Genomic DNA, 15,888 nt, shown 5'->3' with positions numbered 1-15,888 from the left:
AAGGATCTAGGAAACGGCGGCCAAACACGATTTACAACGCTTTCCCTGCAATCGGCCGACATGCGAAAACGGGCTTCCAACAACAAAAACAGCCAACGAATCGCCACTCGTCGCCGAAAAGCGACCCGGCGGCCGCTGACGCTCCAGCCGTTGGAAACACGGCGAGTCATGGCGGCTGGCATTCCCGTCGGTGCAACGACCAGCGACACGGCCGAGTTTTTCTTGGGCCGGATCGCCGTCACTCCAATCTTTTTGGATTCGAACGGTCAAACCGACACGAAGACCCAAAATTGGACCGCCGGTGAAATTGATGCGGTCATGGAAGAGATTACCGTCGGTCTGAACTGGTGGACGGAAGCTCTCGATCGCCTGGACACCGTCCACTCGCTGGAATTTGTGATCGACGACACGTTCGCAAACGACCCGTTCGAAATTCCAATCGAACCGATCGACCGAACCAGCAACAACTACAGCGCCTACGTCGGACAGTTCTTAGACGAGATGGGCATTCCATCATCGCTGTCGTTGGACGACGGCATGTTCGCCTACAACAACTCCCAGCGTGAAACGCATGACACCGACTGGGCGTTCTCGCTTTTCATCAGTGATTCGTCGGATGACGCTGATGGTTTCTTCGCCGCCGGTGGATCCTTCTCGGGCGCCTTCGCATTCCCCGGTGGGCTGTACGTCGTCGCTCCTTCGACACGGCCTGCTCGAACCTTTGCTCACGAGATCTCGCACATCTTTTGGGGATTGGATGAATACAGCGGCGGTGGCTCGTACAATCAAAGCCGCGGCTACTACAACACGCCCAACGACAATGCGTTTGATAATCCGACACCCGGATTCACTCAACAACCCAGCATCATGGCTGGCGGAAACAACTTGGTGAACGGCTACCAAAACTTCGTTTCCCCCGAGTCCACCTTTGCGATGATCGGCTGGCAAGATTCCGACGGTGACGGGATCTTTGATGTGCTCGACGTTCCATTGAACTTCGACGGCACCGGTCACTACGACTCCGAGACCAACCAATTGCATTTTCGCGGTGAAGCTTCCTCGGGGACACTGATCAACCAAAACTCCTCGGGACCACAAAGCGACATCACGCTGAATGTCGTCTCTGAACTGCAAGTCTCTATCGACGGTGGCGAGTGGACGACACTGCAAACGCCCGACAGCCCCACGGCAACATTTGATTTCTCGCTCGATGTTCCACCGACGATGACAAGCGTGTCGTTGCGGGTCATTGATGCCGCAACGGGTGTCACCAGCCAAACGCTTACCGCGTCCCGCACAACACCACTCGTCGCCGAAGCACCCGTCGCCGGGTTTGTCTACTTTGACGAAAACGGCGACTCCAATCGCAATGAATTTGAGACCCTGCTTTCGGGAGTCCAATTCGACGTCTTGGCATCCAACGGAACGGAACTGGCCAGTGGATCGTTTCATGTCGACAATGTATCGCTTGACACGAACATTCCCGCCGCCAACGGAATGACGTTCTCCGCGATCGGTGACAACGTTCTCAACGAAGTTCAAGTCAAACAAAACTCGACGTTTGACAATCAATCGTTGATCCATGTCATGGATCGAAACCTAAATCGATGGTGGCCGGCACTGACATCCCGACTCGGGTTGGATGTCGCCTTCGATGAACCGGTCGGTTACGTCGAGGTGGACATTGTCGGACTGCAAGACGACAGTTATGGACGAGTCCAAGCGTTTGACGCCGCCGGCAACTTGATCACCCGAGTCACAACCGACATTCGTAACACCGCCGGTGGCAGTCTTGCCGATGGCGAAGCCTCGACGTTAACCTTGGTTGATCCCGAAGGCCGAATCGCACGCATTGAAATTGCCGGTCACGCTGACACTCCAATTGGTGTCACCGCTGTGCGTCATGGCGTCGAACCACAAGTTGTTACCGATGCATCGGGAGCTTTCACGCAAACCAATCTGCCAGATGGCCAGTATCAATTGCGTTGGCAACCCACTCAAGTCATCCATTCGATTGCCGACGCCACCATCACCGTGTCCGGTGGTGAAATCACTTCAGGAGTCACGACAACCGCGGGACTGGTTTCGGTTGCCGCCACACGAGTTGACAGCCCACGTTACAACACGGCCCTCGGCGAAGATGTCAACGGTGACGGAGTGGTCACGGCCTTGGACGCGTTGCAAGTCATCAACGACTTGAACGCCAACGGGGATCGCACACTGACGTTTGCTGAAACCGCGGGTTTCAAGATAGATGTCACCAACGACGGCAATGTGTCTGCCTTGGACGCGCTTCGAGTCATCAACAAACTGAACGAACTCGATGCGGGCTCTGAACCGGCTGGAGAATCCATCGCGGCTTCACAATCAGACGGCCAAACTGATTCAAACACGTCCGGCTCTGGCGACTCCTCCGCGTCAAGCAGCGCATTGTTCTCTTCATTCGGATCTCAGAATGTGCCGCAGCCGAACTTTTCAAATTCCGGCACCAATGACGCCATCTTCCGCGACGACGAAACCCTCGGCGAAATCCTTTCCCTCGAATCCAAAATCATCGCCCCCTCGGTGACCTGAGATCGCCGTTTAGCAACGCGTGAACAACAAGTGACGATGTTAGCGGTGTGGCGCAAGCCGCCCGGTGAGGAACCGGAGGGCTCGCGCCCTTCCGCTACGTCACTTGTTGTTCACGTGGTCCTTAGCCGGACAACGCTATATCGAATGAGCCCTTTGGACGCTGCCCCCGGTTCTCGTGGAAGGAATTGGTGAACCTTCACGTGGCCCCCGCGTTTGTGAATCGCCGCCAATTGCGGGCGATTCCTGTCAAACAATGCTATCCGGTCCCCTGTGCGCCTCTTTCAGCATTCACGTGCGGCGTGCTTTCGCAACTCCCCAAATCACGCGATAGCGTAGGAAATTGCCCCAACGATCTCTGGCGGTTAATCTATGGGCCTGAAACACCCACCAGTCCCAACCCCGGAAACCCCCGCCATGAGCGACCGACGCGAATTCCTCAAAACTTCCGCCGCTGCCGCGACCATTTCAGCTGCGACTCTGACTGCAGCAACCACCACCAGCCAACCAGCCTCCGCCGCGCCAGCGGGCAGCAACGAGCGCATGCGAATCGGTTTCATCGGCCCCGGCGGACGTGGTTTTGGCGCTCACGTCAAATCGCTCTGCAAACACCACCAAGCAGGTCGCAAGATTGACCTCGTCGCGGTCGCTGAAGTGTTCGAAACACAACGAGACACCGTCGCTGACTACATCGAAAAGGCCACCAAGACCAAACCGGCCAAGTACGTCGACTACCGCGACATGATCGAGAAAGAAAATCTCGACGCCGTTTGCATCGGAACCCCCGATCACTGGCACCATCGTCAAACCATCGACGCTCTCGAAGCCGGACTGAACGTCTATTGCGAAAAGCCAATGACGAAGACCGTCCAAGAAGCCTTCGACGTTGAAGACAAGTGGCGTGCCAGCGGCAAAGTCATGCAGGTCGGCGTGCAATCGACCAGCCTCCCGGTTTGGGACGAAGTCAACGCCCTGCTTCGCGAAGGCAAACTCGGAAAAGTCCTGGGTTTCCAAACCGAGTACTTCCGCAACTCCGATGTCGGACAATGGCGTTATTACAAACTCACGCCCGACATGACTCCCAAAACCATCGACTGGAAACGTTGGCTTGGAACCGAACACGACCTCGCCGAAGACGTGCCGTTCGATCGCGAAGTCTACAAGCAATGGCGTCGTTTCTGGCCCTTCGGCAGCGGCATGTTCACCGACTTGTTCGTTCACCGCACCACTTCCATGTTGAAAGCCACCGGCCTTCGAGTGCCCGGACGTGTCGTCGGTGCCGGCGGAGTCTACCTGGAGTACGACGGTCGAGATGTGCCGGACGTTGCCACTGTCGTCGCCGACTTCAACGAAGGTGTTCAAGGTTTGATCACCGCGACAATGTGCAACGAAGAATCACGGGTCAATCAACTGATTCGTGGCCACTACGGCACGTTCGCTTTCGGCAACGGCGAATCCTTTGACGGGTTTGACTTCATTCCTGAACGCGGTCCGGTCACGCACGTGCGACAAGAAGCCGAGCGGATCACGACGAACCCGATCGACAACACCACGATGGCTCACTTCGCCAATTGGTTGGATGCCTGTGAAGCCGGTGACCCATCGCTTTGCAACAACCAACCCGACCTCGGTGCGGCTGCGATGTCGGTCGTTAACCTGGGTGCCCAAAGCTACCGCCAAGGCAAAGTGTTCTTTGTCGACGAAGATCACAAGATCTCTGACCAAGACCCCGGCTGGGCGGCCAAGTGGGAAGAGCGTTCGGCCAAAGGTGGCCCGGTTGCCCACATCCCAGGCTGGAACGCCGGCGAATACGGCAGCAAGCAACGTGACCCCGACTACATGCAGTACGGTGGTCCATGGCTGAACGGCAAGGATCCTTCCGAAGGCTAGACGTCTGGCCGTTTCAGGCAGCTAATTTGTAAACCCGATACGTGGGCGAGGCATCCGGAATGACGCCTCGCTCACGGATTGAGTGACTCAATCGGCGGATTTGCAAGGCTGAACGGAAACTAAGCAGCATAGGCCTCCAGCCTGTAATTCCACGGAAGACAGGTTAGAAGCCTATGCCACACTTTCTGTTCGGACGCCGAAAAAGGGGACGCGCCGAAAAAGGCGACGGGGGTCTTTTCAGCGACAGACCGAGACCAAACTGCCTGGCACCCCGGCAGTCCTCTCTGCTCATAGGGAGGTCGTGCAGTTTTTTAAATGCCGTTGATCCCAAACGACTACCATCACCTTCCCCCTGGGAGTGCCGAACGAAGCCAGGGGAGCGACTATCATCACCCTCCCTTTGAAAGGGTCGAGCGAAGCGAGGGGAGGGCTCAGCAATGGATCCAGCGCGCAACCCTCCCCGGGCCGAAGCGGTCCGACCCTTCCAACGGGAGGGTGAAGTAAAACGGCACGACCGCTGCGTGGGCGGGATTCTCAACGTGTCATTGGCACAGCATTTAAAAAACAGCACGACCTCTTCGGCTGGCCCAATCTGGGAAATCGGCTTCCCTTCGCTGATTGGCTAACGCGACGGACTTCGATTTGAAAAGGGAGACGCAGTTGCCGAAATTCCGAATCTTCGATCTGCTCTTGGGAATCGCGCTCCTCGCTTTGCACTTTGCGAATTATAGGATGCTCTCTCTGGGCACTGACGCTGAGATCGCAGGACTACTCCACTTGACCCCAACTCTGCTCGCAGCATGGATCCTTTTTCGTTCACGAATTTCAATTCCGCACGCGACGCTATTGCACTACCTTCTGTCGCTCGGTTGGGCTTTTGCAAACACGTTTTGCTATGAACTTGCCATCAATTTCAGAGAGTCGATGGCAAATGAGACAAGACGCACCATGCCTCTGTGGTCGGCCGTCGACACCATGATTGATATGACAATGTGGTCGGTGGCGTTTTCGGCAACTTTTGCACTGGTTTGTTATGCCGCCGTTTCATCGCCTCGTCCATCCACCTTGCCGAACAACTGAACTCACAGCACCCAGCGACTGCTGGCGTCCAGATTGCTCACAGGTTCGCAACATGAATCCAAACATTGATCCTGCCGCCGACATCGTTGCCTACAACCGCGCGGCTTGGGACAGTCAGGTACGAAAAGGAAATCGTTGGACGGTTCCTGTCACGCCAGAGGAAATCGAGCGTGCTCGTGAGGGTGATTGGAGCATCGTCCTGACACCCGAAAAGCCTGTGCCTCGCGAATGGTTCCCCGATTTCAACGGCGAACCTGTTGAAGTGCTTTGCCTGGCCGGAAGCGGAGGCCAACAAGCTCCCATTCTTGCCGCGGTAGGTGCCAAGGTGACTGTGTTTGACAACTCGCCAGCCCAGCTTTCACAGGACCGAATGGTGGCCGAACGAGAAGGCTTGGATATCAAACTCGTCCAGGGCGATATGGCTGACCTCTCCGAGTTAGCAGATGAATCGTTTGATCTCATTGTGCATCCTTGTTCCAACTGTTTCGTGCCCAACGTCCTGCCGGTTTGGAAAGAGGCCTCACGGGTCATGAAGCCGGGCGGCAACCTGCTTTCTGGAATCGTCAATCCTGTTGTCTATCTCTTTGACGAGCAATTGATGGAGAAAGGCGAGTTCAAAGTTTGTCACAAGATCCCCTACTCGGATCTCACCAGCCTTTCTGATAAGCAACGGCAAGCCTACCTCAACGATGACGAGGCCTTTTGCTTTGGTCACACTCTCGCGGACCAACTGGGCGGCCAAATCGAAGCAGGACTGGTCCTCACCGGCCTGTTCGAAGACCGGTGGTCCGAATGGCCCATCTCGGATCACATCCCCACCTTCATTGCAACCAAAGCAACCAAGCTGAAGTGACTAGTGTCGACTGACGCCAGCGTTTCGATGTCCGCCTATTCGCTTGACCAACAGCCAAAGTCATCAAAGCCAACGGCAACGCCTTCGTCATTCCTTCGCGTCACATCAACCAAGCCCGCTTCCTCTGGAGCGAATTCGCCTGCGTGGCTCCCGAGGACTCCACGTAGAGAGGTCGGGTGCAAGCCCTGAGAACATGTCTCCAAAATCGTGATCTCGCCCCAGACGGGACCGGCAAATGGGACATCAGCTCTGAGTGCTTTTTTCTAGCGTGCAAGTGGAATTCGTCCGTCTCATGAACTGGTGTTCCTCACTGCTCCAGCGAAAATACTGGCCTCGCGTTTGTTCTCTGCCCAACACTTTCACAACCCGGTTCGCTAATATCAGATGCATCGATTGCCGCTCTTTGTTCGACGCGTTGTTTTCAGCGGACCCAAGTCAAAGAGACTCCCGTCGCATCATTCGACCAGAATCGTCAGAGAGAAGATCACTGGCAGATTGCTGGACCGATCGCCTTCACCAACCAAACAAGGATTGATGGATCGGCCTGTCGAATGAGATGCCTCCTCCCCATCAACATCGGAAGCTCAAATGAAATTCTATTCGATCTTGCTTGCTTCGCTTTTCATACTTGTTGGAATCCTACACGGCGACGAGGTTACTGCCATCGCGGAAGCAACCAACGAACCTCCATCGGAATCAACTCAGTATTGCGTCGAGCTTTCCGAGTTTGAGCTCCAAGAGCCCATCGCGATCGGTCTGAACGAAACCGAAGTGATTCAGACCATCCTTCAGTCCGGCGTCAAGCCAATCGAAACGATCCGACTGATCGCGATGCCTAACGCGCCAAGTAACGTTCGAAAAGGAAAACAGGTCGCAGTGGTGACCTCCACGATGACGCGTGGTGATGTCACAACTCGCCAAACCAAGGATATCGAAATTGGGACCACCCTTCGGATTCAAATTGGAGAGCATCCTCAAGGCGTATTGGTCAACATCGACTATATAACCGCACGTATCGAAGACGATACGAAGGGCGACTCGAAACCCGACATTCTGAACAGCACCATTCAAACGACCCAAGTCTGTGTTCCTGGCAAGATGCGACTCGTGTCAACCATCGGATCGAAGCAACTCACCGCCGTGGTCGTCACCATTCACGAATGTAATCGCACGGAAACCAATCCGTCCAAATGACGTTGAACTGTCAGCTTGTCACCGTGAATGATTCAAACCCAAGAAAGAGTTTGCCGCATGGAAGAATCCATCAAACTGATCCCTCAGTTCGGTGAATTGGCGTTGTGGGCCATTGTGGCATGCGTCAGCTTCATGCTTGCATGCTCTTTGGTTGACCGTCACCCACCACCGTGAACCTTCGCAGCAAAAGGCGATTCCGTCTGTCAATGAGCGTCAGCCTTCTGGCTGCCGATACACTTACCGCGATGAGATCGCTTGGACGGTGGAACGTTTGCTATTGGCATTCTGAAAACGGATGCAACTTTGCTTTCTGAACAGCACCGGCGAAACACCCCGTCTCCCCTCTCCCAAAGCGAGGTTTGGGTAGAAATCGAGTGACGACGTTCAGGCGTGCGTGAGAGTTCGCACATGGGAGACGCCATGCACTGCCTTCCCCGGCAAATTACATGTTTCGCACTTCCGGTTTCGGCTTGTTCATTGACTGGGCAAAGACATTTCTACGCATGTAGGATGTGTACTCTTGGCTTTTTGCACCCCACATCTTTTGCAAAACGCTCGCGTTGGGAATGCAGGCGTTTCGAAGCCAAACATCCCTTGTCCAAGAACATTAGTGTTCGATCAGCGGAAATTAGTGTTCCCTTGGCCGCTCTGGCGGAACACTAATCCACTCTGATCGGACACTAATCTCTGGTGCTTCGAGATGTGGGTTATAGAAAGGACACCTTGCCCATCTGCGTCGTGAAGGTCGCCCAAGAATGGCCAACCTACAACAAAATCGGAAAGCCAGGTCGCAACGGAGGGTACTCAGACGGCACTACAAAACGGCACTGACTCCAAATGGGCGAAGGGAGCCAGTAGACTTCCGATCAAAACTTGCGTCAACGAAACCGAAATTTACTTTTCAACAGCGATAGCTCGCCATCCTGGGACCTCAGGCAGCCAACCGGATCACAAAACAGTGACGCAGCCATCCAATGATAAGCGAAAGCCCGCCGTAGAGAGACTTGCCTCTCCGGCGATCGCTCATTCACTAGAGCGTTCTCAAATAGCGAAATATCACACCAAAGGCGGACACGGGTTCACGGCTGAAGACGCCAATCATCTCGCAGACGTCTTCCGAGGGAGACGAGCGGAGATCATCGGAATCAACAACGAAGCGAATGGAGCCGATCGAATCGTTGACGGATTGCGGATTCAATCCAAGTACTACCAGACAGCTGCCAAGACGGTCGCATCAGCGTTTGCATCCGAGTCCGGTCTTTACAGATACGCACAGCAGGTGCTCGAAGTCCCAAAAGATCAGTATGACGCTTGCGTCGAATTGATGAGAAAGCGAATCGCGGCTGGCAAAGTTCCCGGCTTTGACAATCCGGCTGACGCTGAAAAGCTCATCCACAAAGGAACGGTGACCTACAAACAGGCAAAAAACATCGCCCGTGCGGGAAACATCGATTCGCTTGTGTTCGATGCGAAGTCGCAAGCGGTGACATCCTCCTATGTACTCGCAATTTCGTTCACAATCACGTTTGCACATGACTACTGGCACAGCCGTCACGTTGGCGATGCTGCCAAAACAGCCGCAAACAGATCGTTTCTTGCGAGTGGCACGGCACTTGTGACAGGAGTTGTCAGCGCACAGGTACTACGGAGCCGTGCTGCTGCGGTTGGCGTTGCTACCGTTCGTCGGGGCGTGAAAACCGTCAGCCGCTCGTCCATTGGACGTGGTGCCGTACAGCGAATCGCCTCGGGTTCCCTTGGACGTGCCGTCTACGGAGCCGCAGCAGTCAACCACGTATCGAAGTTGCTTCGAACCAACGCTGTCGCAGCGACTGTGGCAACGGTTGCGACGGCTGGACCGGACTTCTACAAAGCCGCGCTGGATCGCTCCATTTCTTGGAAGCAATTCACAAAGAACCTATCAGTCAACGGTGTGGGAATTGCTGCTGGTTCCGCCGGATGGCTAAGTGGTTCCGCAATCGGTGCTGCAGTCGGAAGTGCAATACCTATCGTCGGAACTGCAGCCGGAGGAATTGCTGGTGGCCTCTTGGGAGCGTTCGGAATTGGTACGGCAGGGTCAGCAGCCGCAAAGGCCCTCGCTGACAGAGTCGTTGATGACGACTCCCAAACAATGCTGCGGCTGATGCAAGACGAAGTTCAATCACTCGCGTTTGAATACATGCTTTCCGAACCTGAGATTGAGACCCTGGTGAAAGAAGTTTCCGTGACTGTCACTCCCGAGTGGCTTCGGCAGATCTACAAGGAAGCGAATGGACTGGAAGACGATGAAACGACTCGACGCTGCTTACGAAAAGCTCTCCGTCCAAGTTTTGATGCTTTGACGAAGGCACGGCCCAAAGTCACCTTGCCCACCGAGACAGAACTATCTTCGTTTCTCTCCGATGTTGTAAACCTCGCTATCGAGTAGTGATTCGTCAGCACAATTCTCGTCGCGACAAACGACACGTCTAGCAGGCTATTGAATGAGATATTTAGCCGATGGGCGTTAGCCCCGGTTGGCGTCTAAGCAACGCGTGAACAACAAGTGACGATGTTAGCGGTGTGGCGCAAGCCGCCCGGTGAGGAACCGGAGGGCTCGCGCCCTTCCGCTACGTCACTTGTTGTTCACGCGGTCCTAATCAACCGCCGCTAACGCGGCACGGCTCAAACAACCAACAGCCCGCAAGTATTCCCTCAACCTGGCATTGCATCTTCTCCCGGTACTTTGCTAACGCGAAAAGAGTCCCTTCCTCATTCACTCAACCGATTTGCGGTTTCGATGAATCCACCGATCAAACCCACCGCATTCTTGGTTGGAATGCTTGTGCTTGCGGGCTGCAGATCTGCTCCCAAAGACACATCGGAGATGGACGCGATCCTGAAAACCGTGGTCTACGACACATCGGTTCCAGTCATTCCTGCGTCGTTCCCCGTTGCATTTTCGTCTTCGACACCCGCGACGTCGGAACCGGCTGCGTCAGCCCCCAAACCCAACGTCACATTCGCGGAGAGAACCAAGGCAACGGGAAGATTTGTCGGTGATGGCTTGAAAGCAACCGCGGGGCTCATTCTGCTGGGCGGCATCAAAATCGTGGAATCCTCTCTTGGTTTGGGCGACGATGATTCGCCGAGCTATGGAAGTGCGGATAGGAATTTCAATCAATGGCTCGATGACCGAGACCGTTGGCGGAAAGAAGATCGAACAGCAAACACTGGTTCTTGAACCCCGATATCGACTCGCCGCAAACCGCCGCTGCGACATCGCGGGAGTTGGACGCTCATCCCGCGTTTGGGAAGCGACACGTTAAGCAACAACTCAGCATTCGCTGAGTAAAGGTTATACTTTTCCACTGCGTCTTGAAGAACGCGGCCAGCACGATCCACTTGATCAAACTTCTCCACGATCCTCCAAAGAGCCGATGGCACCTCGATGATGCGAGTATCGAATAAGCGGAAACCGCTTCCACCCGATTATCCACCATCGCTCAATCCATACGAGTCGCCATCACCAGACCCGTGGGTAGCTCTCCTTTGGGATCGATCCGTTTTGACACAAGTTGTATTCGGTATTCATTTGCTTATCTTGCTCGCCTACAGTTTTTTCACAGTAGACAGCGAGTTGACATCTTCCGAGATACTCGCTGGAATGAACCCTCGTATTCATTTGGCGATGGCCGGATGTTCGGCGTTCGGTTTCTTGGTTGTTTTCACCACAACCATCACGCAACGGAGTTGGCCGCTGCACCAGCGTTTGTGTTTGATAGGCGTCGATCTCTTGTTGATCGCCATCTCAGCCTACATCTCGCAAGGCTTTGGATCGCTGTCCCATTGATTACTAATCGTACGAATTGAATGCCAATGGACAGAGAGCGTCGACCGCCATCACCCGAATCGCTCACTAATTCCGCTGCAATGAAGAACGCCACCGACCGATTGAAACGCTTTTCCGGATGGATCGCAGTCCTTTGCATCCTCGTCGGTCCATCATTCACCACGTTTTCGATGATCCGCTCGTTCCAATCAACGATTGAAACGAACAAGGCGTTAAGCACGGACGAACTCGCAAATGATGTCGAGTTCGCATTGAATATCACAGCGAGCCTACTCCCCGTCGCAATCATCGCTGGACTCATTTGGGTCGCCTGCCGCTATCGCATCTCACGCGCGAAGTAAGGCGTCAAACAAATGGCTTCAAAGCTAATGCAGCAAGGCCAACTCCCGACTGCCTTCATCGATAGAAGGGTTTCCAAACATGCACAGGCGGGAGATTTCAAGGAAACCTTGAGTCGCACGAACGGTTCCCAGGTTCGATATTGAGACCCCGCTGCATCGTCAGCCTGCCAAGTCTATCGCTCACTCATGGACCTGGCTCGAAAGAACGCCAAGGCTCGACGCGGGCGTCAACATGGCTCGGTGTATAGAGCAGCTTTTGGTCTCGTGAGTTGATGCGTATCATAGGTGCCGAATTTCGGTCTTTGGACACGGCTTGCTCGTCCCAAAGATTTCTCCGTTGCAAGTCTGACAGAGAAAAGAAGATCGACTGCTTTTAAGAAACTCGCCGGATCCCACCGCAGTTGCAACTTGAATCGGCAACCGATGCCAAGCGACGGGTGCTAAGAAATCTCTTGCACCACTCACTAGGCTGAATCCCCGGCATCAAGAACGCTTTCGAAAGAGCGTTATCTCCATGCAGGTCCTCCATCATTTCCCACGGATCCAACCATGACCAGACTCTCAATGTGCGTGATCTTTTTGCTGGCGACAATTTCAACAGGAAACTGTCGAGCACAATCTTTGGGTTACGATCAGAACCGAATTGCGATGAGCTTTGATGGCAACAGCGCACCTGACAAACAATACAAATGGCCGACGGGAGATCCCGATGATTGGGGTGCGTTGCCGGCATCCTGCGCGATCATGGCGAAACTCGGGCTGCAAAACAAATTGGTTCACTGCTCGTACAACAACTTCATCGACGCTCCGTCTGGGCCTGACTCCAAGAATCAACTGAAGATCAGCGCCGATGGTGTGATCGAACATTGGGGATTCAATCCCGACGTTTTCATTGATGTCACCAAAGAACAGAATCGTGCGATTGAGAGCTTGGCCGCTGAAATGAGTCGCTCAACTGAGAGCGACCCGCTCTTCTTCATACACGCTGGACTGTCCGAGTTTGTTTACCTCGTCGTCAAAGAGGTCATCCGAAGTGGGAACATTGATTCGCTAGCACACGTTCATTTAGTGTCTCACAGTGCGTTCAACGAGAACGAACGACGGCGAAAACACCACCACACGTGGGACGACATCCAAGTGCTTTGCGGCAATCGTATCCAGTACACAAAAATCCCAGACCAAAACGACAAAGACAATCCGAATCACTTATGGCATTCGAAAGGCAATTTCTCGGTCTGGCACTGGATGCGGGATCATCCTGAAGCCGACGTGAGATGGATGTACTCCCGATTGAAAGCTCATAGCGCAGGCGTCGCGGACATCTCCGACTGCGGCATGTTGTTCTTTCTGCTCGTTGGCGATGCCAATGGTAGCCCCGAGAAATTCCGCGAATTCATTGGTGATCAAATTGTCTCCAAGAATTAGCTTCACGAATGGTGCAATCAATCTGTCGCGCTGACGTGGATGGCTGAAAGGCGAGGCAATATCCGCGATCTGTTTTCGTGTTGGCACAAATTCGTGATCAACACGTACTCGGTCCTGTTGGCCTGAAACACACGGCACCGTTCTGTATCGGTTGAATGCACGAGTCTCGCGGGGAGATCGCGTTTTCGAAAGCCCGAGCGACTTCGAGTGCCCGACCGGCAAACACTTTGTGTCCCACATCGCTGAACCACGGCGATACAATGTTGGCATCCGCACACTTTGGGAGACACCAATGAATCGAATCGCTTTGCCTCTGGTCGTGCTTTTTTTGATCGCTTTCTCGCCGTCCGCGAGTGGCGAAAAAGTGAGTATGTCACCGGAGCAACTTCGCAAGACTGCCACGCACGTTATCACGGGAACCGTTTCCCACGTTTTTCAGCGCAGCGAAACTGTGAATGATTGGCAGTACACTCACTACGTTGCCGAAATTCGCGTCGGCGATGTTGAAAAGGGCGACGGCATCGATCAAGACCGTCCGCTCTATGCGAGTTACTGGAAACGACGCTGGATTGGCAAAACGCTCGTTCCTCCATCAACCTCTGGACATCGGGGTTTGCCCGCTGAGGGCGATACCTTGAGGATCTACCTGGCTCGTGATGCCTACGACGGGTTCACTCGTAGCAACGATGACGGTGGATTCAACGTCATCGGTGCAAATGGTTTTGAGGCATTGCCGAAGACTACCAGCAAATAGAATTCGTGATCATTCAATGAGTTGGATTGCAATAGGGTGAATCGATACTCGACCAACGGGATCTCGCGCTGCGACGCGTCGCAGCGGAGTGAGACTTCGGAGGGTTCCTAGACTCTCGGCGTTGAACCTGATTCAGTTGCAAAACGGGTTCGAACATCCGTGACCGGATGCTTGATGGGCCGGTCACGCCCCCTCTGTAACTCATTTCAACAGTAGCGGATTCGGTTTGTTTCAACTTTCATTGCGTCGTTTCGCACAGGGGAATTTCAGCTTCCGGTATCGTCTCGAAAGCGAGTTCTCACGGCCCCACCGCATTTCCCTAGCGAAATCTCTGTTGCGGCGAGCCACGGGATGGCTAGGCTATAGAGATCTGGCGAGCAGTTTCGGCAGATCCCGCCCCCCATCCTTCCTTGATCGTCATATCACCGCCGAGCCCGACTGTGCGGCTTCGGCATCGATGCTTGGACGCTTGTGGCAATGGAGCCACTCGTTTTTCCAATGCATCCACTGGTCGGTTTTCCCCGTCCGACCGACGTCCTGACTCAAAACAATCGACCGTGCAACACGTTGAAAGTTCGATCATGATCAGTCGTAGAAATCTGCTGCAGGGACTCGCCGCCGGCGCAGGTGCCGCTATGGGTGCTCCCATTTTGCCGGAGCGTTTGCTCGCGTCTCCGGCACCAAACGCGTCTCCCAAACGCATCATCTTCTTCATGCAGAATCAGGGGTTCGATCCCAAAACCTGCATTCCCGCGGGGATGACGCACAGCGGATCTTTGGCGAAAGCGAAACTGCTGGAACCAATCAACGCCTTGGAACCCTACAAAGAACGACTGCACATCATCAATGGCTTGCACGGGCTGCACACCAGTCCCTCGCACAGCGCATTCTTCGGCGCATTGGGTGGCTATCGCGGCAGTGATGGAGTTCCGCCGAGCGCCTCGACGATCGATTACGAATTGAGCAAGGTTCTTCCACAGACGCTGCTTCCGCATCTGTGCATTGGCATGGACTCGATCGAGAACATGAAGACGAAACCAACCATTGCGACGCTGTCGGCCAGTGGTGCAGGTTCTCCGATCTTCATGCATTCCAATCCAAACCATCTCTACCAGATGCTCTACGGCGGCATTTCATCAGGTGAGATTCGGCGCCAACACGAAGCTCGATCCAGTGTGCTCAGTCAGGTCGAATTGCTGGCGGCGAGCAAAGGGAGATCTCTTCCACCTTCCGATCAACAACGCTACGGCCAATACGTTCAAGGTTTCCAAGAGGTCAACGGATTGCGAGACCGGCTCGACACCGTTTCAGATCACCTGCGGAAGTTTGCCCCCGAAGTGGACGAGCGATACAGCAACCCCGAGTTCGAAACCGATTGGCATGACCGCTTGCTCGACCTCGGTATTTCGGCGCTCTCATCGGGTATCACCAACACACTGACGATCGGTTCTGGACGCGGCGAAATCTTCGGTGCCTGGAAGGGTCTGGGCATCGAACAACAAGGTCACAACCTGGGGCACATGGAACAACCCGACAATCCGATCTGGATCAAAATCCGGCAATACAACAGCCGCATGCTGGTTCGGATCATGGAAAAATTGGACAGCGTTCCCGAAGGCAGCGGCACGATGATGGACAACACCCTGATCGTTTACACCAGCAACAACGCCGACAAACAACACACCAACGGAGCGAACTGGCCGGTCATGTTGCTGGGCAACCTGGACGGCGCCTTCAAAAGTGGATGCTTCACGCAAGTCGATGGCCAACGACCGATCAACGCTTTGTACACATCATTGTTGCGAGCGGCGGGGCAAAACGTCGACCGATTCAACATGGATGACAAAATGGCCAAGAAGTATGACGACAGCAACGGTCCGCTCAAAGAAGTCCTGGCGTAGCGATGTCAAAGCCATTTGCAACGAGACGCTGTCGACTGCTGACAAGTCTG

Annotated in this window: 11 protein-coding genes; all 11 read left to right on the top strand. The window is 54.3% G+C overall.

Annotated features, from left to right (window positions below; all coding sequences use genetic code 11):
• Positions 1-60: 60 nt before the first annotated feature.
• Positions 61-2,574, top strand: a complete 2,514-nt coding sequence (locus RB_RS06100; RefSeq protein WP_231846269.1) for a dockerin type I domain-containing protein — start codon at positions 61-63, stop codon at positions 2,572-2,574.
• A gap of 414 nt (positions 2,575-2,988) precedes the next feature.
• Entirely contained in the window at positions 2,989-4,461 is a 1,473-nt protein-coding gene (locus RB_RS06090) for a Gfo/Idh/MocA family protein (RefSeq protein ID WP_164921601.1), read from the top strand.
• A 1,132-nt stretch (positions 4,462-5,593) separates the two neighbouring features.
• Positions 5,594-6,394: a class I SAM-dependent methyltransferase gene (locus RB_RS06085; RefSeq protein WP_011119176.1), complete on the top strand. Its 801-nt coding sequence runs from the start codon at positions 5,594-5,596 to the stop codon at positions 6,392-6,394.
• A gap of 588 nt (positions 6,395-6,982) precedes the next feature.
• Positions 6,983-7,588, top strand: a complete 606-nt coding sequence (locus RB_RS06080) for a hypothetical protein (RefSeq protein WP_011119171.1) — start codon at positions 6,983-6,985, stop codon at positions 7,586-7,588.
• A 958-nt stretch (positions 7,589-8,546) separates the two neighbouring features.
• Positions 8,547-10,013, top strand: coding sequence for a hypothetical protein (locus RB_RS06065; RefSeq protein WP_011119166.1), 1,467 nt, complete (start codon positions 8,547-8,549; stop codon positions 10,011-10,013).
• Positions 10,014-10,364: 351 nt separating this feature from the next.
• Entirely contained in the window at positions 10,365-10,808 is a 444-nt protein-coding gene (locus RB_RS06055) for a hypothetical protein (RefSeq protein ID WP_231846268.1), read from the top strand.
• Positions 10,809-11,231: 423 nt separating this feature from the next.
• Entirely contained in the window at positions 11,232-11,417 is a 186-nt protein-coding gene (locus RB_RS06050) for a hypothetical protein (RefSeq protein ID WP_007330505.1), read from the top strand.
• 80 nt (positions 11,418-11,497) lie between these two features.
• Positions 11,498-11,758, top strand: coding sequence for a hypothetical protein (locus RB_RS28015; RefSeq protein ID WP_231846267.1), 261 nt, complete (start codon positions 11,498-11,500; stop codon positions 11,756-11,758).
• A gap of 549 nt (positions 11,759-12,307) precedes the next feature.
• Complete coding sequence (locus RB_RS06045) at positions 12,308-13,183, top strand: hypothetical protein (RefSeq protein ID WP_011119158.1); 876 nt, start codon at positions 12,308-12,310, stop codon at positions 13,181-13,183.
• A gap of 292 nt (positions 13,184-13,475) precedes the next feature.
• Positions 13,476-13,937 (top strand): hypothetical protein, encoded by a 462-nt coding sequence (locus tag RB_RS06040; RefSeq protein WP_164921598.1) that lies wholly within the window; start codon positions 13,476-13,478, stop codon positions 13,935-13,937.
• A 581-nt stretch (positions 13,938-14,518) separates the two neighbouring features.
• The gene (locus RB_RS06035) at positions 14,519-15,838 is read left to right on the top strand and encodes a DUF1552 domain-containing protein (protein ID WP_164921597.1); all 1,320 of its coding nucleotides are present in this window, start codon (positions 14,519-14,521) and stop codon (positions 15,836-15,838) included.
• The last annotated feature ends 50 nt before the right edge of the window (positions 15,839-15,888 follow it).

It is taken from the genome of Rhodopirellula baltica SH 1, from assembly GCF_000196115.1.
GTDB lineage: Bacteria > Planctomycetota > Planctomycetia > Pirellulales > Pirellulaceae > Rhodopirellula > Rhodopirellula baltica.
Note: the sequence above shows the minus strand (reverse complement) of the source record. Positions and strands in the feature narration are given on the sequence as shown.